The sequence below is a fragment of the Sphingomonas sp. Ag1 genome (assembly GCF_000980895.1).
Classification (GTDB): Bacteria; Pseudomonadota; Alphaproteobacteria; order Sphingomonadales; family Sphingomonadaceae; genus Sphingomonas; species Sphingomonas panaciterrae.
Map to the genome: position 1 here is coordinate 1 of NZ_LAZX01000080.1, position 19,343 is coordinate 19,343.

17 protein-coding genes are annotated in these 19,343 nt (G+C 66.1%); 10 read left to right on the plus strand and 7 right to left on the minus strand.

Features of this window, described 5'->3' with window-relative positions:
* Positions 1-320 precede the first annotated feature (320 nt).
* From XM50_RS03905 to XM50_RS03915, 3 genes are all read right to left on the minus strand, one after another.
* The gene (locus XM50_RS03905) at positions 321-1,427 is read right to left on the minus strand and encodes a tyrosine-type recombinase/integrase (protein WP_197075334.1); all 1,107 of its coding nucleotides are present in this window, start codon (positions 1,425-1,427) and stop codon (positions 321-323) included.
* A 114-nt stretch (positions 1,428-1,541) separates the two neighbouring features.
* Positions 1,542-3,413, minus strand: a complete 1,872-nt coding sequence (locus XM50_RS03910; RefSeq protein ID WP_417158922.1) for a ribonucleoside-diphosphate reductase subunit alpha — start codon at positions 3,411-3,413, stop codon at positions 1,542-1,544.
* Between the two features lie 456 nt (positions 3,414-3,869).
* Entirely contained in the window at positions 3,870-6,509 is a 2,640-nt protein-coding gene (locus XM50_RS03915) for an EAL domain-containing protein (RefSeq protein ID WP_082102692.1), read from the minus strand.
* Positions 6,510-6,610: 101 nt separating this feature from the next.
* On the opposite strand from XM50_RS03915, the gene XM50_RS03920 reads away from it, so the two are divergent.
* The gene (locus XM50_RS03920) at positions 6,611-8,134 is read left to right on the plus strand and encodes a fumarate hydratase (RefSeq protein WP_046407530.1); all 1,524 of its coding nucleotides are present in this window, start codon (positions 6,611-6,613) and stop codon (positions 8,132-8,134) included.
* 28 nt (positions 8,135-8,162) lie between these two features.
* Complete coding sequence (locus XM50_RS03925; protein ID WP_046407531.1) at positions 8,163-9,101, plus strand: alpha/beta hydrolase; 939 nt, start codon at positions 8,163-8,165, stop codon at positions 9,099-9,101.
* 44 nt (positions 9,102-9,145) lie between these two features.
* On the opposite strand, the gene XM50_RS19945 is transcribed toward XM50_RS03925, so the two are convergent.
* Positions 9,146-9,592, minus strand: a complete 447-nt coding sequence (locus tag XM50_RS19945; protein WP_156167119.1) for a hypothetical protein — start codon at positions 9,590-9,592, stop codon at positions 9,146-9,148.
* 237 nt (positions 9,593-9,829) lie between these two features.
* Here XM50_RS19945 and XM50_RS03930 point away from each other — a divergent pair, with 237 nt between their 5' ends.
* From XM50_RS03930 to XM50_RS03955, 6 genes are all read left to right on the plus strand, one after another.
* Entirely contained in the window at positions 9,830-10,471 is a 642-nt protein-coding gene (locus XM50_RS03930; protein WP_046407532.1) for a DUF969 domain-containing protein, read from the plus strand.
* On the plus strand, positions 10,468-11,370 hold the full coding sequence (locus XM50_RS03935) for a DUF979 domain-containing protein (RefSeq protein WP_046407534.1): 903 nt from the start codon (positions 10,468-10,470) through the stop codon (positions 11,368-11,370). Before XM50_RS03930 ends, XM50_RS03935 begins: the two co-directional genes overlap by 4 nt.
* Positions 11,367-12,350, plus strand: a complete 984-nt coding sequence (locus tag XM50_RS03940) for a DUF2891 domain-containing protein (protein ID WP_046407535.1) — start codon at positions 11,367-11,369, stop codon at positions 12,348-12,350. Before XM50_RS03935 ends, XM50_RS03940 begins: the two co-directional genes overlap by 4 nt.
* A gap of 68 nt (positions 12,351-12,418) precedes the next feature.
* Positions 12,419-13,354 (plus strand): NAD(P)H-dependent flavin oxidoreductase, encoded by a 936-nt coding sequence (locus XM50_RS03945; RefSeq protein ID WP_046407536.1) that lies wholly within the window; start codon positions 12,419-12,421, stop codon positions 13,352-13,354.
* Positions 13,355-13,367: 13 nt separating this feature from the next.
* Complete coding sequence (locus XM50_RS03950) at positions 13,368-14,159, plus strand: enoyl-CoA hydratase/isomerase family protein (RefSeq protein WP_046407537.1); 792 nt, start codon at positions 13,368-13,370, stop codon at positions 14,157-14,159.
* A gap of 103 nt (positions 14,160-14,262) precedes the next feature.
* Positions 14,263-14,802 carry a thermonuclease family protein gene (locus tag XM50_RS03955; RefSeq protein WP_082102693.1) on the plus strand — a complete coding sequence of 180 codons (540 nt, stop codon included), beginning with the start codon at positions 14,263-14,265 and terminating at the stop codon, positions 14,800-14,802.
* Between the two features lie 18 nt (positions 14,803-14,820).
* Here the strand turns inward: XM50_RS03955 and XM50_RS03960 are convergent, their stop codons facing one another.
* Positions 14,821-15,099, minus strand: coding sequence for a chorismate mutase (locus XM50_RS03960; protein ID WP_046407539.1), 279 nt, complete (start codon positions 15,097-15,099; stop codon positions 14,821-14,823).
* 66 nt (positions 15,100-15,165) lie between these two features.
* Between XM50_RS03960 and XM50_RS03965 the strand changes: the two genes are divergently transcribed.
* Positions 15,166-16,176, plus strand: coding sequence for a polyprenyl synthetase family protein (locus XM50_RS03965; protein ID WP_046407540.1), 1,011 nt, complete (start codon positions 15,166-15,168; stop codon positions 16,174-16,176).
* Between the two features lie 36 nt (positions 16,177-16,212).
* Here XM50_RS03965 and XM50_RS03970 read toward each other — a convergent pair whose 3' ends face one another.
* Positions 16,213-17,250, minus strand: a complete 1,038-nt coding sequence (locus XM50_RS03970; RefSeq protein WP_046407541.1) for a cation diffusion facilitator family transporter — start codon at positions 17,248-17,250, stop codon at positions 16,213-16,215.
* Positions 17,251-17,346: 96 nt separating this feature from the next.
* Between XM50_RS03970 and XM50_RS03975 the strand changes: the two genes are divergently transcribed.
* Complete coding sequence (locus XM50_RS03975; protein ID WP_046407543.1) at positions 17,347-18,531, plus strand: glycosyltransferase; 1,185 nt, start codon at positions 17,347-17,349, stop codon at positions 18,529-18,531.
* 69 nt (positions 18,532-18,600) lie between these two features.
* Here the strand turns inward: XM50_RS03975 and ctrA are convergent, their stop codons facing one another.
* The gene (gene ctrA / locus XM50_RS03980; protein ID WP_046407544.1) at positions 18,601-19,299 is read right to left on the minus strand and encodes a response regulator transcription factor CtrA; all 699 of its coding nucleotides are present in this window, start codon (positions 19,297-19,299) and stop codon (positions 18,601-18,603) included.
* Positions 19,300-19,343 lie beyond the last annotated feature (44 nt).

Below are 19,343 nucleotides of genomic sequence, written 5' to 3' on the forward strand. Positions count from 1 at the left end.
AAACCCGGGGCGGTTCAGGTCTAATCTCGGTCCAGAGGCTAGGAAGTATAGTCCAATATTAACTAGAAGAACCCGGTCTAGTGACCATATCGAAGCCGGATAGGTTCGAAATCAAACTGCCACTTTTGATAAGTTCTATCTACATTGTCAGTCGTTAACGACTGGTCAGAAGGCAACGTCATCGTAGCTTTCCTCAGCGCCTATGACCTTATCGAAAACGGCGAGATCCTCGTCGTTTAGGCCTTTGTGCGAGCCTAAGACGTCGAGATAGACGAAGGTCGTTTCGTAACTTTTGTGCCCTAGGTATTTTTGCACTTTTCTTAGGGGGTCTCCGAAGACGCTTTGTAAATTTCCGGTGTTGACGCCCCCTTGATCTTCTCGACTTCGCGACTCGCCTCGGAGGCTGATAACGTCCTCCTTATCAGCGAACTGAGAAGGTATACCGCACTGGTGTGCCGCAATGTCTTCGGCGTCGCTTTGACCCCGGAACGCGCCTCGGCGCGACGAAAGACATCCCCCCATCCGATCGTGCCTATTGGAAGCCCTTCCTGGTTCAACCAGAAATGGCCAGGATCCTCGACGTATTTACCGCTTTCGATCGCTCGGGCGACCTGATCCTCTCGAAGTAAATCGCTGTACAAGCGCATACTGTCGACGGCTGTCTTAGAGATCCGAACCTGTCGACCCTTGTATCCTTTTGCGGCATTGGGGCTGACGTCGTAAGAGATGCTGCGACTTGGCGTATCACGAACGGCTTGACGCGTAGGCAGTTGCGCGATTCTGTACTCGTTGCCTTCTGTTAGCCGTGCTGCGGTGGTCAGGAGGAAGTTGGCGAACGCGACATTGCGCAGCCCGTACCGACCAAACGCGAGGCCGACATCCCTAAACCGCTCGAATTGCTTTAGCGTAATCAAATCGGGGTCTTCACGCGACGACTGGGCGCCCCTGTTGTACCCAGCCAAGGCAGGCGAGCTGCATGGGTTGTCGGTTCGGTACCCCTCAAGAATGACGGCGTCGAAGAGGGACTTCAGTGCCGATGCTTCGCTGTTCCATGAGATCGGTTCTATGCCTGATCCCATCCGGACGCGTTTGTAGCGAGCGAGGTCCGTCGACTTCACTGACTCAAAATCAAGGCCTTGCTCGCTGAGGAAGCGGATCAGGCGGACTGCATGCCGCCCGTAGCTAGACATGGTGGTGCGCCCGGATGTCTGGCCGGAGAACGTCCGCAACACGCCGGTTAGATAGGTGTCGATCGTCCCGTCGTTAGCAAGGATGAACGGCACGCGATCATCCACGCCAGCGGTGACCAATGCGCGCCTAGCTGTCGCCCGGAATGTTGAGCGCCAAGCGTCATCAAATCGCTTTCCGAGAACATGCTCAGGAAGGTCGAGATCCAGAAGCTCGAATCGGGTGAAAACAAGGTCCACGTGGCAGTTTCCGATGAGACACCGCAAGCTGCCACGCATTTTAGAGCACCGTCAAGGATCCACTTATCATTGCAATACGGTCCGTCTCGCACAATGAGACATTTACAAACTCTTTTACTGACAGGCGAGGCACTCGTCATAATCGGTCGTTTCGCCCAGATCGAACTTGGGCTTCTCGATCGTGTTGTCGGCCTCCACGCCGCCAGCAAAGCCGGCGCGCTGCACGCTCTTGGAGCGCAGATAATAGAGCGACTTGATGCCCAGTTCCCACGCGCGGAAGTGAAGCATCAGCAGATCCCACTTCTCGACGTCCGCCGGGATGAACAGGTTCAGCGACTGGGCCTGGTCTATATAAGGCGAACGATCGCCGGCCAGTTCCAGCAGCCAGCGCTGGTCGATCTCGAAGCTGGTCTTGAAGCAATCCTTCTCTTCCTGGCTGAGGAAGTCGAGGTGCTGCACGCTGCCGCCATGCTCGAGGATCGAGTTCCAGACGCTGTCCGCGTTCTTGCTCTTCTCGTTGAGCAGCTTCTCCAGATACGGGTTCTTCACCGCGAAGCTGCCGGACAGCGTCTTGTGGGTGTAGATGTTGGCCGGGATCGGCTCGATGCAGGCGGACGTGCCACCGCAGATGATCGAGATCGACGCGGTCGGCGCGATCGCCATCTTGCAGCTGAACCGCTCCATCACGCCCATGTCGGCCGCATCGGGGCAGGGGCCACGCTCGGCCGCCAGCGTCATCGATGCCTGGTTCACCTGCGCATTGATGTGCTTGAAGATGCGCAGGTTCCAGCTCTTCGCCATCGCGCCTTCCATCGGCAGGCCGCGTGCCTGGAGGAAGGAGTGGAAGCCCATGACGCCAAGGCCGACCGAGCGCTCACGCGCCGCGGAGTAAGCCGCACGCTCCATGCCCGGCTCATGCCGGTCGATATAATCCTGCAGCACATTGTCGAGGAAGCGCATCACGTCCTCGATGAACTGCTTGTCGTCCTTCCACTGGTCCCACGTCTCCAGGTTGAGCGAGGAGAGGCAGCAGACCGCGGTGCGATCATTGCCGAGATGGTCGCGGCCCGTCGGCAGCGTGATCTCGCTGCACAGGTTCGAGGTGGAGACCTTCAGGCCCAGGTCGCGGTGATGCTTGGGCATGTTCTTGTTCACGTGATCGGCGAACACGATGTACGGCTCGCCGGTCGCCAAGCGAGTCTCGACCAGCTTCTGGAACAGGCTGCGCGCATCGACCTTGCCGCGGACGGTGCCATCCTTGGGGGACTTCAGCTCCCATTCGCCGCCGTCGCGCACCGCTTCCATGAACGCGTCGGGGATCAGCACGCCGTGGTGCAGGTTCAGCGCCTTGCGGTTGAAATCGCCCGAGGGCTTACGGATCTCGAGGAACTCCTCGATCTCCGGGTGCGACACGTCGAGATAGCAGGCGGCCGAGCCGCGGCGCAGCGAACCCTGGCTGATCGCCAGCGTCAGGCTGTCCATCACGCGCACGAAGGGGATGATGCCGCTGGTCTTGCCGTTGAGGCCGACCGGCTCACCGATGCCGCGCACATTGCCCCAATAGGTGCCGATGCCGCCGCCGCGCGACGCGAGCCAGACATTCTCGTTCCAGGTGTCGACGATGCCGTTCAGGCTGTCGGGCACGGAATTGAGGTAGCAGCTGATCGGCAGCCCGCGCCCGGTGCCGCCGTTCGACAGCACGGGCGTCGCCGGCATGAACCACAGGCGGCTGATGTAATCGTAGATGCGCTGCGCATGCGCGGCATCATCGGCGTAGGCGCTCGCGACGCGCACGAAGAGATCCTGATAGGATTCGCCCGGCAACAGGTAGCGATCCTGCAGCGTGTCCTTGCCGAAATCGGTCAACAGCGCATCGCGCGAATGATCGACCTCGATCGGGTACGGCTTGCGCAACGCACCCTTGGTCGCGCTCGCTTCCGCTGCGCCCGTGCCCTCGGCACTTGCTACTAAGGTGTCGGTTGCCATGTTCGCCTCGTTCGCGTCTCTAAAATCCATCGCCGCCGTTCCCCCAGTTGAGCTCGTCCGAATCGGAGGCGAGCCATCATGCTACACCCGAACGCGCTTCACTAAGAACAAAAAGGGATCAATGTGGGTGCCTCGCCCGCATGTCCGTTCCCTTCAGCGGCAGAGCGGCCGCTATCTGTTCTACCAGCACTAGCGCCCGCCGTAGCAGTCTACCCCCACAGATTGTGGCAGAGCGCGCGAAGAGGCAAGGGGGAAGGTGGTCTCGAAGCGGCCATTTGAGTGCCGCTCCGTCGCCTCGCCATGCGGCGACGCGTGGACTTCCGCGGGGTTCGCGAATTGCAAGGCTGAAGGTCGCGAGGGAAAAATTTTCCCGGGCTTGTGGCGCGGCGCCGGACATGCGGCCGGGGCGGGTCTAACGCGCCGCTCGCGCTCCCGAGCAGCGCAGAACTGCGGCGCTCAGCCTGCCTTGCGCAGCGTGCGCGGCTGCGCCGGCGACAGGCGCTCCATGTCGAAATGGCGGGCGAATTCCAGCCCGGCGCGGTCCTCGTCGACCCAGCGGATCACGGCGGGGAACATCTCCTCCTCGACCAGCTCGATCCGCACCTCGGCGCCGACCGCCTCTTCCGGAAAGTCGACGCCGTCGATCATCACCCCGGTCGCCGACAGGTTGCGGATCCGCACCTCACCGGTGTCGCTGCCGACCTCGAGCCGCGCCGATCGCAGCACGGTAGACCGCGCGGCGCGGCTGACGCGATGGCCAACCGCAAGCGCTGCGCCGTCCTGTTCGCGGAACAGCGCCAGCATCTCAGCGGCGCGGCCGGGGCGGCCATAGACGAAGCCCTGGATGTGGCTGCAGCCAAGGTCTCGGATCAGCGCGATCTCGTCCTGCTGCTCGACGCCCTCGGCGGTGGTTTCCATCCCCAGCGTCTCTGCCAGAGTCACGATCGCGCGGATGATCGCCGCGTTGCGGTTACCGGCCTGGATCGCACCGCGCACGAAGCTCTGGTCGATCTTGATCTTGTCGAATGGCGCCTTCTTCAGATAGCCGAGCGAGGAATAGCCGGTGCCGAAATCGTCGAGCGCCAGGCGAACCCCGATCCCCTTCAGCGCCCGGAACATGTGGCTGGAGGAGGAATCGTCGGTCAGGAAGACGCTTTCGGTGATTTCCAGCTCCAGTCGGCTGGCGGCGAGACCGGCGGAGGCAATCGCGCTGGTGACGATCGCCGGCAGCGCGGGATTGGCGAACTGGATCGCCGAGACGTTGACGGCGATGCGGACCGGGTCGGGCCATTGCGCCGCTTCCGCGCAGGCGGTGCGCAGGACCCACTCGCCGATCGCCTCAATCATCCCGCATTCCTCCGCGATCGGGATGAAGTCGGCCGGGCTGACCGCGCCGCGGATCGGATGCACCCAACGCAGCAGCGCTTCATAGCCGACCACGCGCTCGCTGCTGGTTGAAACGACGGGCTGATAGACAAGGTGGAATTCGTCGTTGGCGAGCGCCTGGCGAAGGTCGTCCTCCAGCCGCTTGCGGTTCTGCGCGCCGGCCAGCATCTCCTCGCGGAAGAAGCGTGAAACGCCGCGGCCGTCCGCCTTGGCGGCGTAGAGCGCGAGGTCGGCATTGCGGATCAACGTCTCGCTGTCATTGCCATGTTCGGGCGCGATGGCGATGCCGATCGAACAGCCGATCGACACTGACGAGCCGCCCAGGAAATAGGGCTGCGACAAGGCGGCGATGATCTGCTGCGCCAGCGCGCCCAGACGTTCGCGATTGCCCTCGCGCGGCAGGACGACCTGAAACTCGTCGCCGCCCAGGCGCCCGACGAGGCCCGCGTCGCCGACGCTCTGCTGCAGCCGATGGGCGACCTGTTTCAGCAGTTCGTCGCCCATCTGGTGGCCGAGCGTGTCGTTCACCGCCTTGAACCGGTCGAGGTCGAGCAGCAGCAGCGCGTTGGTGCTGCGTGCGCCCGTGACTGGCGCCAGCGTCTGATCGAGCGACAGGCGCATCCGCTGGCGATTGGCGAGGCCGGTCAGGCTGTCGAACAGTGCCAGCCGCGTGATCTCCGCATCGGCACGACGCTTTTCGGTGAGGTCGGAGCCGAAGCCGATGAAGCCGTGGAATCGGCCAAGATCGTCCAGCAGCGGCCGGCCGGAGATCGACCACCATCGGTCGCCGCCCGCCTCGAACGCGGGGCGCACCGAATAATCGGAGAAGCTGGTGCGCGCCGACAGGTGAAAGGTCAGCGTCCGCTCGGTATCCGCCATGGTCGAATCGACGCGGAAAACCTCCACCAGCCGCTGGCCCAGCGGCATGAAGCCAAGCGTCTGCAACTCGTTGACCAGCTTGCCGCTGAGGTGAACCAGGCAGCCATAACGGTCGGTCTGCCAGAACCAGCCCGTGCTGTGGCTTTCATATTCCGCGATCAGCCGGACCGCGAGGACTCGGTCACGCTCCTCCTGCTCGCGCGTGCCCAGCGCCCGATGATCGCGCCGCGCCATGCGCAACACGCCGGCCAGCAACAAGGTGGCGAGCACGATCGCGGCGGCCGACGCTGCGCCCAGTCCCGCGTTCACCGGCACCAGCATCGCCAGCGTGAGCGCCAGGGCGAGCGAGGCGACGCGCACAGAATGAAGCACAATCGCCGCCATGATGATCGCGCCGAAGCAGGTGACGAAGGCGGTGACCTGAAGCGATCCGCCGGGCAGATGCTGTATCACCGCAAGCTGCAGCGACAGCGCCGCGGACAGTAAAGCGACCAGAGTCGTCAGGATCGTCACGCGGCGATGCGGCGGCAGCGCCCGGGCGGCGGGGAGGGCAAGCAATCCCCAGATCATCAGCGGCAGGACCGCGAGCAGCGGCAGCAGCCCCACGGTGCGCGCAGTGGGCGTGCCGCTCAGGCCAAGCGCCAGCGCCAGCCCGGCCGTACCCAGCAGCAGCACCGCGGCAACGACGGGCCACAAGGCGGCGACGTCATTGAGCCGTTTTTCGGTCGCCTCGTTGATCGCGTCATGGCCGGTGGCGACAAGCCCCAGCGCCTCAGCGAGGCGGGGCTGCTCCGGCGCGAGCGGGCGCGGTGTACGGCGTACGAATCCCATTCCGCCGACCCTAGGGGGAGAGGATTGGCAAAACGTTTATGGCTTGTGGTGCCCGCACGCCCCGTTGCGCGGCGCATTCTGAGGCCATAGTGCAGCGCGTCATGACCACGACGATCCGCGCCGCAGACCTGATCGAGAGCGTTGCCGATGCGCTCCAGTTCATCAGTTACTATCACCCGATGGATTACATCCGCGCCTTGGGCGACGCCTATGAGGCGGAGCAGGGCCCTGCCGCGAAGGACGCGATCGCGCAGATCCTGACCAACAGCCGCATGTGCGCGGAAGGCCACCGGCCGATCTGCCAGGACACCGGCATCGTCAACGTGTTCGTCAAATGGGGCATGGACTGCCGCATCGACGACACCAATCGCTCGATGCAGGAAATCGTCGATGAGGGCGTGCGCCGGGCATATCTGAACCCGGAGAACAAGCTGCGCGCCTCCGTCCTCGCCGATCCCGCCTTCACCCGCCGCAACACCAAGGACAACACGCCCTGCGTGCTCCACGTCGAGATGGTGCCGGGCAGCAAGGTTTCGGTCGACGTCGCGGCCAAGGGCGGCGGCAGCGAAAACAAGTCCAAGTTCAAGATGATGAACCCCAGCGACTCGATCGTCGACTGGGTGCTGGAGATGCTGCCGCAGATGGGCGCCGGCTGGTGCCCTCCGGGCATGCTCGGCATCGGCATCGGCGGCACGGCGGAGCATTGCGTGCTCCTCGCCAAGAAGGCGCTGATGGAGCCGATCGATATGGGCCCGCTGAAGGCACGCGGCCCGAAGAATGATATCGAGGCGCTGCGCATCGAGATCTTCGACAAGGTCAATGCGCTGGGCATCGGTGCGCAGGGCCTCGGCGGGCTGTCGACCATCCTCGACGTGAAGATCATGGACGCGCCGTGCCATGCCGCGGGCAAGCCGGTGGCGATGATCCCGAACTGCGCCGCCACCCGCCACGCGCATTTCACGCTCGACGGCAGCGGCCCGGCATATCTCGAGACGCCGAAACTCGACGAATGGCCCAAGGTCAACTGGACGCCGGACAAGGCCGCGATCCGCGTCGATCTCGATACGCTGACGCCCGAGATGGTCCGCTCGTGGAAGCAGGGCGATCGCCTGCTCCTGAACGGCAAGATGCTGACCGGGCGTGACGCCGCGCACAAGCGGATCAAGGACATGCTCGACGCCGGCGAGGAGCTGCCGGTCGAGTTCAAGGGCCGCGTGATCTATTACGTCGGCCCGGTCGATCCGGTCGGCGAGGAAGTGGTCGGCCCGGCCGGCCCCACGACCGCCACGCGGATGGACAAGTTCACGCGCATGATGCTCGACCAGGGCCTGCTCGCGATGGTCGGTAAGGCCGAGCGCGGGCCGGCGGCGACCGATGCGATCAAGGACGCCCAGAGCGCCTATCTGATGGCGGTCGGCGGTGCGGCCTATCTCGTCGCGCGCGCGATCAAGGGATCGAAGGTGGTCGGCTTCGAGGATCTCGGGATGGAGGCGATCTACGAGTTCGAGGTGGAGGACTTCCCGGTCACCGTCGCGGTCGACAGCGAAGGCAACAACGTCCACCAGCTCGCCCCACTCGTGTGGCGCGAGAAGATCGCCCGCGAGGGCCTGCTCCAGCCGGCATAAGGACGCAGCAGCTACAGGAGACGGCGTCATGAGCACGCGGCATCTGGTCGATCCCGAACTGTTGCCGCTGCTCGACCTGTGGCCGGCCGTGACCATGTCGGCGGAGGTGCTGGAGCAGGCGCGCAGCTGGCCCGCCCCGCCGCAGGCCGCTGACGATGACGGCGTGGTGATGGAGCGGATCAGCGTGCCCGGCCCGGCCGGCGCACCCGATCTCGGTCTCGTCATCTTCCGCCCGGCCGAGCCGGTGCCGAATGCCGGCGGCATCTGCCACATGCACGGCGGCGGCTTCGTGCTCGGCGCGCCGGAGGGCAGCGCCGCGCGGCTGCGCCCGATGGTCGCCGCGCTTGGCTGCGTCATCGTCTCAGTCGATTATCGCCTCGCGCCGGAGACGCCGTTCCCCGGCCCGATCGAGGATTGCTACGCCGGCCTCGCCTGGACCTTCGCCAATGCCGCGCGCCTCCGCATCGATCCGGCGCGGATCGGCGTGATGGGCGAAAGCGCCGGCGGTGGGCTGGCAGCCGCGCTGGCGCTGCTCGCCCGCGACCGCTGCGACTATCGCCTCGCCTTCCAGCACTTGCTTTATCCGATGATCGACGATCGCACCGGCGTGATCGAAGGCGACCCGCTGACCGGCGAGTTCATCTGGAGCCGCGAGAGCAACCGCTTTGGCTGGCAGGCGATGCTTGGCCAAGCGCCGGGCGGGGAGGGCGTCTCACCCTATGCCGCCGCGGCGCGCGCGGAGGACCTCACCGGCCTGCCGCCCACCTATATCGCGACGGGGAGCCTCGATCTCTTCCGCGACGAGAACATCGCCTACGCCCAGCGCCTCCTTGCCGCCGGCGTGCCGACCGAATTCCACATCTGGCCCGGCGCCATCCACGGCTTCGACGGCGCCCCCGACGCAGCGATCACGCGCGAGGCGAACCAGTCCCGAATTGCCGCGCTGCGTCGGGTGTTAAAACGCTAACTTCCGGGCCTCGGCACCGACCGTGAAGGTCCGCTTCGGGGTGGTTAGCTGCCCGTCCGCTTTGGACGGTCCTTGGCCATCCCGCCGCAAGGCGCAGCGTCGTTCTGTCTTCCTGCTTGGACGACGAGCCGGATGCTTCGGCCGCCCACATTGACCGAGGGCAGCACAGATACCTTCTTGGCGCTGTCGAACCGAAGCGCGAGCGTTGAAGCGTTCAGCCAATGAAGGTCGACGCCGTAGGCACATTCACTGCGCGTCGCCCCGTATAGGGTTCCTGCGGAGACCGGCCGTTCGCCTTGGTGATCGGCAGGGTGTAGTTCGACCACATAGCCGAACGAAGTTGTCGCGCCTCCGTTTGTTTCCAAGAGGATCGCGTGGGTGCGCCGATCAGGTGAGTTGGCCCAAGCGACCTCCTCGCGCGACGGCTGTCCGAAAAGCCCACCGCAGCCGCTAAGGATCATGGCAATGAGGACAGCAGCGCTTCGCATCATCAGGAACCTATCGGTTCGTCCAGCGGCAGCAAGTGGGCGCTTCCTGCCGGTCCGCTTTCACGAGCGGTGACGGTTATCAAGCATTGCAGCAACTGATCGGTACGCACCAGTCGCGCCGAACCACTTCGCCGCTTCGGGCTTGTCCCAACCTCGCGGCTGCCGCACAGATCGGCGGATGGTTTCCATGACATGGCGGCGCCCGGGGCGGCGGCGGAGTGACGCGCGGGGCGTGGCCTGATGCTCGTCCTGGCCGGCATCGCGATCATCGCGCTCGGCTTCCTGCTGCGCTTCAATCCGATGCTGGTGATTGCTGCCTCCGCGCTCGTCACGGGGCTAGCCGCGGGGATCGATCCGGTCGCCATCCTCGCCGCGTTCGGCAAGGCGTTCAACGACACGCGCTACGTCACCGCCATCTATATCGTGCTTCCCGTCATCGGCCTGCTTGAACGCAATGGCCTGCAGGCGCGCGCGCGTTCGCTGGTGGGCGGGCTGAAGGGGCTGACGACCGGAAGGCTGCTGATGGCCTATCTCGCCTTCCGCCAGATCACCGCCGCGCTTGGCCTTACCTCCGTCGCCGGGCCCGCGCAGACCGTCCGCCCGCTGATCGCCCCGATGGCGGAGGCGGCGGCGGGGGAGGCGCATGATCCCGAAAAGGTGAAGGCCATGGCCGCCGCGACCGACAATATCGGGCTGTTCTTCGGCGAGGATATCTTCATCGCGATCGGATCGATCCTGCTGATGAAGGGCGTGCTGGAAGGCTACGGCATCTTCGTCGAGCCGCTGCACATGTCCGTCTGGGCGATCCCCACCGCGATTGCCGCCTTCGCCATCCACGGCACGCGGTTGTGGCTGCTCGATCGAAAGGCGCGGCGCGCATGATCGGGCTGAACTTCGTCTATCTCGTCGCCGGGCTGACGTTCCTCGCCTTTGCGATCCTCTCGTTAAGCGAGCGGCGCTGGGCCAATACCGGCTTCTACGCGCTGGTGGCGACGAGCTTCCTCGTCGGCGACTGGCTGGGCGACATTGGCAATGGCGTGCTCGTCCTCGCGCTGGTGGCGATCGCCGCGAGCGGGCGGATGAAGCGGCGCGTACCGGCGGGGGAGCCAGCAGCGCGTGGCGCGATGGTGTTCGTGCCCGCATTGGTGATCCCGGCGACCGCGCTGATCGGCACCTTCGTCTTCAAGCAATTCCCGGCGGTGTTCGACGGCAAGCAGGCGACACTGGTGGCGCTGGCGGCAGGCGTGCTGCTGGCGCTGGCGCTTTGCTACGCTTGGCTCCGGCCCGCCCCCGCCGAGCCGTTCCGCGCTGGCCGTGCATTGATGGACGATATCGGCTGGGCCGCGGTGCTGCCGCAGATGCTGGCGAGCCTCGGCGCGGTGTTCGCGCTGGCGGGCGTCGGTGAGGTGGTCGGCCGGCTGGTCGGCGTCGCCATCCCCACCGGCAGCGTGCTCGGCGCGGTGCTTGCCTTCGGGCTTGGCATGGCGCTGTTCACGATGGTGATGGGCAATGCCTTCGCGGCCTTCCCGGTGATGGCGGCGGCGGTGGGCATTCCGCTGCTGGTGCAGGCCTATGGCGCGGATCCCGCGCCGGTCGCGGCGGTTGGCATGCTGGCGGGCTTCTGCGGCACGCTGATGACGCCGATGGCGGCGAACTTCAATCTCGTCCCCGCCGCGCTTCTTGAGCTGAAGGATCGCAACGGCGTGATCCGCGCGCAGGTGCCCACAGCGCTGTCGCTGCTCGTGTTCAATGTGCTTTTGTTGTGGTGGATCGTTGCATGACCCTGACGCCCGATGTCGCCGCCGGCTTCGCCCGGCTCACGCTGGGCCATGTCGGGCAGCGTTATCCCTTCAAGCTCGATCAGGTGCTGACTGGGCCGGAGGATCTGCGCGAACCGCATGAGATTCACCCGATCTTCCACGGCAGCTTCGATTGGCACAGCTGCGTCCATGGCTGGTGGCAGCTGCTGACGATCGCTCGGCTGTTTCCCGATCTGCCGGAGGTGGCGGAGGTCCGCCGCCGCGCGGACGAAATGCTGGTGCCCCACAAGGTGGCCGGCGAACTGGCGGTGCTCACGCGGCCCTACGCAGCCGGGTTCGAACGGCCGTACGGCTGGGCCTGGGCGCTGGCGCTGCACGGCGAAGCGGTGCGGCATGACGCCGCCTGGGGCGCGGCGCTGGAGCCGCTGGCGCGTGCCTTTGCCGAGCGGTTTCACCAGCACCTGCCCAAGCTCACCTATCCGATCCGCATCGGCACCCATTTCAACACCGCCTTCGCGCTGACGCTCGCGCGCGATTGGGCGCTCGACCATGATCCCGCGCTGGTGACGCTGATCGACATGCGCGCCCGCGACTGGTTCGGCGAGGATCGCGGCTGCCAGGCATGGGAGCCGGGCGGGGACGAGTTCCTGTCCTCGGCCCTTTGCGAGGCATTGCTGATGAGCCGCGTGCTGGGTGACGGCTTCGCCGGCTGGTTCGATGTCTTCCTGCCGGATGCCGTCGCCGGTCGCCCGCAGAGCCTGTTCACGCCGGCCATGGTTTCGGATCGCAGCGACGGGAAGATCGCGCATCTCGACGGGCTCAATCTCAGCCGCGCCTGGTGCTGGCGCTCGATCGCCGCCGCGCTGCCGGCTCATCCCATCGCGCCGGTGGCGCGCGCCGCGGCGGACGATCATCTTGCCGCCAGCCTGCCGCACCTTGCCGACGATTACATGGGCACGCACTGGTTGGCGACATTCGCGCTTCTCGCACTCACTGTTTGAAAGGGGCTGGCGCCAAGGCGCCGCTCGTGCGAACCCGATCTTCGAATCGTTGTAAGCGGGAGAGGGAAATGGCGCTGAAGACGCGCGTCACCGAGATGCTCGGGATCGAGAAGCCGATCATCCAGGCGGCGATGGGCTGGATCGCGCGGTCACACCTGTCGTCGGCCGTGTCGAACGCCGGCGGCATGGGGATCATCGAGACGTCGTCGGGTGAGCTCGATGCTGTGCGCGACGAGATCCTCAAGATGCGGCAGCTGACCGACAAGCCGTTCGGCGTGAACGTCGCCCAGGCGTTCGTCCGCGATCCGGGCATCATCCAGTTCGTGATCGATCAGGGCATCCGCTTCGTCACCACCTCCGCCGGGGACCCGATGAAATATACCGCCATGCTGAAGGCGGCGGGACTCACCGTGTTCCACGTCGTGCCCAACCTCGCCGGTGCGCTCCGCGCGGTCGAGGCCGGCGTCGACGGCCTGATCGTAGAGGGTGGCGAGGGCGGCGGGTTCAAGAACCCGAAGGACGTTTCCACCATGGTGCTGGTGCCGCAGGTGGTCGAGGCCGTCGACGTGCCGGTCGTCGCCGCGGGTGGGATCATGGACGGGCGCACCATGGCAGCGGCGTTCGCGCTGGGCGCGGAGGGCGTGCTGATGGGCACGCGCATCCTCTCCTCCGCCGAAAGCCCGGTGCACGAAAATTGGAAGACGGCGATCGTCGAGGCGGATTCCACCGACACCGTGTTCCTCAACCGCAGCGGCCCGGGCCCAGCGCTCCGCGCATTGCGTACCGAGCGCACGACCCGGATCGAGAAGGAAGGGACGCCCAACATCTTCGGCGAGTTCGCCGACACCCAGGCGGTCTATTTCGGCGGCGACCTGGAGGCGGGCATCGCGCTCACCGGCCAAGTGGCGGGCCGCATCCGCGAGGTGAAGCCGGTCGCGCAGATCTTCGACGAGACGATGGCGGAATATGAAGCGACGGTCGCGCGCCTGCCGCGGTCCGCGTGAGGGGAGAGGAAGAATGAGCGAAGACGTAACCTATGAAGTGTCCGAAGGCGTCGCCACGCTGACGCTGAACCGCCCGGAGCGGATGAACACCATCTCCGGCCCGATGCTGGACGAACTCACCCGCTTGCTGGTGAAGGCGGGCGAGGATCGCGTGGTGCGGGTGATCGTGCTGACCGGCACGGGGCGCGCCTTCTGCGCTGGGCTCGATCTCAACGCGGCATCGAAGGGGGAGGGGATCGGTTCATCGTCGGCCACCTTCGGCGCGACGATCGACCTCCGCAACACGCCGCCGACCGTGCTCCACGCGCTCGACAAGCCGGTGATCGCCGCGCTCAACGGCTCGGCCGCCGGCTATGGTATGGACCTGGCGCTCGGCTGCGACATCCGCGTCATGGCGTCGGAGGCAAAGCTCGCCGCGGCGTTCGTGAAGCGCGGTGTCCTCCCCGAATCGGGCGGCACCTGGTTCCTGCCGCGCATGATCGGCTGGGCCAAGGCGGCTGAGATCGTCTTTACCGGCCGCACGCTGTCGGCGGAGGATTGCCTCAAGGAGCGGCTCGTCAACGAAGTCGTGCCGGCCGATCAGGTCGCCACGCGCGCGCGCGAGCTGGCGCTGGAGATCGCCGCCAACGCGCCGATGGCGGTGCAGGGCGCCAAGCGACTGATGCGCATGGGGATGGAGGAAACCTTCGATACCCATGTGCAGCACGTATATCTGCAGCTGCTGCCGCTGTTCCAGAGCCAGGATTTCCGCGAGGGCATGGCAAGCTTCCTCGAAAAGCGTCCGGCAAAGTTCACCGGCAAGTAACGCCCCGGGCGCGGCGCCGCGGTCATCATCCCGCGGCGCCGATCGCCCGCATTAACGATGATGATTGATCGATCGCTTACCATCGGCGGGCACGAGCGCCCGTATGCGCCACGATCGTTCCTTCCATCGCACCACGCGCCGCGCCGCCAAGCCGATTTCCTTCTGGCCCGCGCCGCGCCGACGGCGGAAGCTGCCGTTTGCGGCCGCACTTGTCCTCGCGATCGCCACTGGCCTTGCCACCGGCGTCTGGTTCGTTCCCGAGCCCGGCACGCCGGCCACCGCTAACACATCAGCGATTCGCCACTTTTCGCTCTGCCATCGCGGCGGCGGCGAGAATTGCGTCGTGGATGGGGACACCATCTGGATCGGCGGCGAAAAGGTGCGCCTTGCCGATATCGACACACCCGAAACGCACCCGCCTCGCTGCGCCCAGGAGGCGGCGCTCGGCGATCAGGCGACACGACGATTGCAGGAACTGCTCAACGCCGGCCCCGTCACGCTGGCTGACGCCGATCGCCCGACCGATCGTTACGGCCGCCGGCTGGCGATCGTCACGCGTGACGGCCAGTCGCTGGGCGATACGCTGATCGCCGAGGGGCTGGCGCGCCCGTGGGAAGGACGCCGCCGCCCCTGGTGCAGCTGATTGGCTGCGTCCAGAGGCTCAGCCGCGCAGCCGCTCGTGGTGGCGGATCACTTCGTCGATGATGAAGCGCAGGAACTTCTCGCTGAATTCGGGGTCCAGCTCGGCCTCCTCCGCCAGCGCGCGGAGTCGTGCGATCTGCGCTTCCTCGCGACCCGGATCAGCCGGGGGCAGCCCCGCCTCCGCCTTGTGACGACCCACCGCTTGCGTCACCTTGAACCGCTCGGCGAGCAGGCAGACGAGCGCCGCATCGATATTGTCGATGCTTTTACGATAACCTCTCAGCACTTCGTCCGTCATTCGCGCCCTCCCATGGCGTTCCCCGCAGTTGCGGCCTTGCCCGCGCGTCCGTAGAGGCTGTCGCAGATGAGCGCCACCGTCCAACGCCTTGCCGGCACCCAGCCGTCGCTAGACCCGATGATTCACCTCGTCGCGGATGACATGCTTCGCGTGAATGACGCGATCCGCAACCGGATGACGTCAGAGATCCCGTTGATCCCCGAACTTGCCGGTCATTTGATCGCCGGTGGGGGCAAACGGATGCGCCCGATGCTGACGCTCGCGAGCGCGCGGCTCGTCGGCTATTCGGGAAGCAGGCATCACGGGCTCGCCGCCGCGGTTGAGTTCATCCACACCGCCACGCTGCTGCACGACGATGTCGTCGACGGCTCCGACCTTCGCCGGGGCAAGCGCACGGCCAATACGATCTGGGGCAATCCGGCGAGCGTGCTGGTGGGCGATTTCCTGTTCTCCCGCTCGTTCGAGCTGATGGTGGAATCGGGCAGCCTGCGCGCGCTGAAGATCCTGTCCAACGCCAGCGCCGTGATCGCCGAGGGTGAGGTCAATCAGCTGACCGCCGCACGCCGCGTCGATCTCGCCGAGGACCGTTATCTCGAGATCATCAACGCCAAGACGGCGGCGCTGTTCGCCGCGGCCTGCCGTATCGCCGCAGTCGTCGCTGATCGGCCCGAAGCGGAGGAAACGGCGCTCGACGCTTATGGCCGCAACCTTGGCATCGCGTTCCAGCTGGTCGACGACGCGATCGACTATACGTCGGACGCGGGGACGATGGGCAAGGACGCGGGCGACGATTTCCGCGAGGGCAAGATGACCCTGCCGGTCATCCTCGCCTATGCCCGCGGCGATGCGGAGCAGCGCGCCTTCTGGAAGGACGCGGTGGAGGGGCGCCGCGACAGCGACGAGGATTTCGCCCAGGCGATCGCGCTGGTCCAGTCGAGCCACTCGGTGGCCGACACCATGGCGCGCGCCCGCCATTACGGGCAGCAGGCGATCGACGCGATCGCCCCGTTCCCGGCCGGCGCGGCGAAGGACGCGATGATCGAGGCGGTCGAATTCGCGGTGGCGCGCGCCTATTGATCGATGGCGTCGGCGGGGTCAGCGCCCCGCTGGCGATCAGACCGACCCGTGCGGCTCCAGCACGCAGGGGTTCTCCCCGGTTTCGACCTGCAACGTCGCATGGCCGATGTTGAACCGATCGTGCAGCATGTCCTGTGCCTCCGCGAGGAAGGTGTCGCCCGGATGACCGGCGGGCATCAGCAGATGCGCGGTCAGGACCGGCTCAGTCGTCGACATGGGCCAGATATGCAGGTCATGCACCTGGGACACGCCCGGCAGTTCGGCCAGCGCGGCCTGTACCCGATCATAATCGATCGCGCGCGGCACCGCGGCGAGGCTCATCTCCACCGTCTCGCGCAGCAGCCCCCAGGTCTGCCAGAAGATCAGCGCTGCGATGACGATGCTGACGATCGGATCGATCCAGCCGAAGCCGGACAGCCAGATGCCGATCCCCGCGACCACCACGCCGGCCGATACCGCCGCATCGGCGAGCATGTGGAGATAGGCGCCGCGAATGTTGACGTCGCCCTTGCGCCCGCGCGCAAACAGCCAGGCGGTCAGGCCATTGATCAGGATGCCGACCGCCGCCACCGCCGAAACCGTCAGGCCCGGCACCGGGGCGGGATCGGCAAAGCGCTGCGCCGCCTCCAGCACGATCGCGCCAAGCGCGACGAGCAGCAGCAATGCGTTGGCGAGGGCGGCGAGGATCGTCGATCCCTTCAAGCCATAGGTGAATCGCTTCGACGGCGGGGTGCGGGCCAGCGCCGCGCCCCCCCAGGCCACGGCCAGGCCGAGAACATCCGACAGATTATGCCCGGCGTCCGCCAGCAGCGCGACTGAGCCCGTCCACAGCCCGGCGCCCGCCTCCGCCACGACATAGACCAGGTTGAGCCCGATCCCGATCGCGAACGCCCGGTCCCAGGAGGCGGGAGGGGCGGGGTGATGATGGTGACCATGGCCATGAGCGTGCCCGTGGTCATGAGCGTGCCCATGCCCATGCCCATGCCCATGCCCATGCCCATCATCATGAGAGCCAGCGGCGGCGGAGCCGTGGCCGCGCGTGTGTGCGTGGCCGTGATGATGCGCGTGACCCATGGTGCCAATCTAGCAGTGGCTCCCGGACGTGACCAGAACAGGCGCAGTGCACGATTGCCCACGCCGCCTTAACATATAGGCTGTACAGCCAACGCGATGCTTCGTGTCCTGACCCTGTCCAGCCTCTTCCCCGATGAGACGCGCCCCAATTTCGGCGTCTTCGTGGAACGCCAGACGTTGGGGCTGGCCGCCGCAGAGGATGTGACGGTGCGGGTCGTCGCGCCGGTCGGCCTGCCGCCGTGGCCGCTGCGCCGCCATCGACATTATCGCGCACCGGCGTCGCTTCCGCGCGCGGAGACGTGGAAGGGCCTGCACGTCGTGCGGCCACGTTTCACGACTTGGCCGGGAACGAAGGGTCGCTTCCATGTCGCGGCGTTAATACGCGCGCTGGCGCCTTTGCTCGACGACATGCGGCGCGACTTCCCGTTCGACGTGATCGATGCTTCCTTCTTCTTCCCCGACGGGCCTGCCGCGCTCGCGATGGGGCGGCGGTATGACGTGCCCGTGTCGATCAAGGCGCGCGGCGCGGACATTCACTTCTGGGGGACTCAGCCTGCCACCCGCGCTTCGGTGCTGGCCGCCGGGCAGGGGACGGACGGGCTGCTCGCGGTATCTGGCGCGATGCGCGACGACATGGTCGCGCTCGGCATGCCGGGGGACCGGATCCGCGTGCATCATACCGGGGTTGATCTCGAACGGTTTGCGCCGGTCGACCGGGCAGCGGCGAAGGCAAGCATCGGCGTCGATGGGCCGCTCATCATCTCGGTCGGCGCGCTGATCCCGCGCAAGGGGCATGACATCGTCGTGGAGGCGATGCAGCATGTGCCGGGCGCAACGCTGTTGATCGCCGGGTCGGGGCCGGAGCATGCCGCGCTCGAGGAGGTCGCCCGCCACGCGGGTGTTGCCGCTCGCGTGCGCCTGCTGGGATCGGTGCCGCACGCCGATCTGCCCGCGCTGATCGCGGCGGCGGACGTCATGGCGCTCGCTTCTTCGTCGGAAGGATTGGCCAATGCCTGGGTGGAGGCGCTGGCCTGCGGTACGCCGATCGTGATCACGGCCGCCGGCGGCGCGGGTGAGGTGGTGACGGCCGCCAGCGCCGGGCGGGTCGTCGCGCGAACGCCGGCGGCATTTGCGGAAGGGATCAACGATCTTCTCGCCGCATCCCTGCCAGCGGACGAGGTGCGCGCTCATGCGGCGCGGTTCACATGGGCGGCGAACACGGCTGCATTGCGCGATCACCTGCTGCGGCTGGTGGCAAAGCGGCGCGAGCAGGCGGGCTGACGGGCGAGCCAAAAGAAAAGCCGCGGCGCCCCCCGACGCCGCGGCCTCTTTCCCCACGAATGGGAAGCGTCAGGCGACCTTGGCGGGCACCTCGTCCAGTTCGCGCAGCACGTAGCCGCGGCCCCAGACGGTTTCGATGTAATTTTCGCCCTCGCACGCCATGCTGAGCTTTTTGCGCAGCTTGCAGATGAAGACGTCGATGATCTTGAGTTCGGGCTCGTCCATGCCGCCATAGAGATGGTTGAGGAACATCTCCTTGGTCAGCGTCGTGCCCTTGCGGAGCGACAGCAGCTCCAGCATCGCATATTCCTTGCCCGTCAGGTGGACGCGCGCGCCGTCGACCTCGACGGTCTTGGCATCGAGGTTCACCGACAGCTTGCCGGTCTTGATCACCGACTGCGAATGGCCCTTGGAGCGGCGGATCACGGCATGGATTCGCGCCACCAGTTCCTCGCGGTGGAACGGCTTGGTCACATAGTCATCCGCACCGAAGCCGAAGCTGCGGATCTTGGAATCCATCTCGTTCACGCCCGACAGGATCAGCACCGGCGTCGACACCCGCGCCACGCGCAGTTTTTTCAGCACGTCGTAGCCGTGCATGTCCGGCAGGTTCAGGTCGAGCAGGATGATGTCGTAATCGTAGAGCTTTCCGAGGTCCAAACCCTCTTCGCCCAGATCCGTAGAATAGACGTTGAAGCCTTCCGCAGAAAGCATCAGGTCGATGGCCTTGGCGGTCGTCGGCTCGTCCTCGATCAACAGCACGCGCATACGTCAGTCCCCCGTTTGCGAGCGTGTGGCTGAGCGACACACCC

Excerpts from the sequence above, each read along its gene's own strand:
- XM50_RS03910 (WP_417158922.1), bottom strand. The coding sequence starts at position 3,413 with ATGGCAACCGACACCTTAGTAGCAAGTGCCGAGGGCACGGGCGCAGCG.
- XM50_RS03915 (WP_082102692.1), bottom strand. The coding sequence starts at position 6,509 with ATGGGATTCGTACGCCGTACACCGCGCCCGCTCGCGCCGGAGCAGCCC.
- XM50_RS03920 (WP_046407530.1), top strand. The coding sequence starts at position 6,611 with ATGACCACGACGATCCGCGCCGCAGACCTGATCGAGAGCGTTGCCGAT.
- XM50_RS03925 (WP_046407531.1), top strand. The coding sequence starts at position 8,163 with ATGAGCACGCGGCATCTGGTCGATCCCGAACTGTTGCCGCTGCTCGAC.
- XM50_RS19945 (WP_156167119.1), bottom strand. The coding sequence starts at position 9,592 with ATGATGCGAAGCGCTGCTGTCCTCATTGCCATGATCCTTAGCGGCTGC.
- XM50_RS03930 (WP_046407532.1), top strand. The coding sequence starts at position 9,830 with ATGCTCGTCCTGGCCGGCATCGCGATCATCGCGCTCGGCTTCCTGCTG.
- XM50_RS03935 (WP_046407534.1), top strand. The coding sequence starts at position 10,468 with ATGATCGGGCTGAACTTCGTCTATCTCGTCGCCGGGCTGACGTTCCTC.
- XM50_RS03940 (WP_046407535.1), top strand. The coding sequence starts at position 11,367 with ATGACCCTGACGCCCGATGTCGCCGCCGGCTTCGCCCGGCTCACGCTG.
- XM50_RS03945 (WP_046407536.1), top strand. The coding sequence starts at position 12,419 with ATGGCGCTGAAGACGCGCGTCACCGAGATGCTCGGGATCGAGAAGCCG.
- XM50_RS03950 (WP_046407537.1), top strand. The coding sequence starts at position 13,368 with ATGAGCGAAGACGTAACCTATGAAGTGTCCGAAGGCGTCGCCACGCTG.
- XM50_RS03955 (WP_082102693.1), top strand. The coding sequence starts at position 14,263 with ATGCGCCACGATCGTTCCTTCCATCGCACCACGCGCCGCGCCGCCAAG.
- XM50_RS03960 (WP_046407539.1), bottom strand. The coding sequence starts at position 15,099 with ATGACGGACGAAGTGCTGAGAGGTTATCGTAAAAGCATCGACAATATC.
- XM50_RS03965 (WP_046407540.1), top strand. The coding sequence starts at position 15,166 with ATGAGCGCCACCGTCCAACGCCTTGCCGGCACCCAGCCGTCGCTAGAC.
- XM50_RS03970 (WP_046407541.1), bottom strand. The coding sequence starts at position 17,250 with ATGGGTCACGCGCATCATCACGGCCACGCACACACGCGCGGCCACGGC.
- XM50_RS03975 (WP_046407543.1), top strand. The coding sequence starts at position 17,347 with ATGCTTCGTGTCCTGACCCTGTCCAGCCTCTTCCCCGATGAGACGCGC.
- ctrA (WP_046407544.1), bottom strand. The coding sequence starts at position 19,299 with ATGCGCGTGCTGTTGATCGAGGACGAGCCGACGACCGCCAAGGCCATC.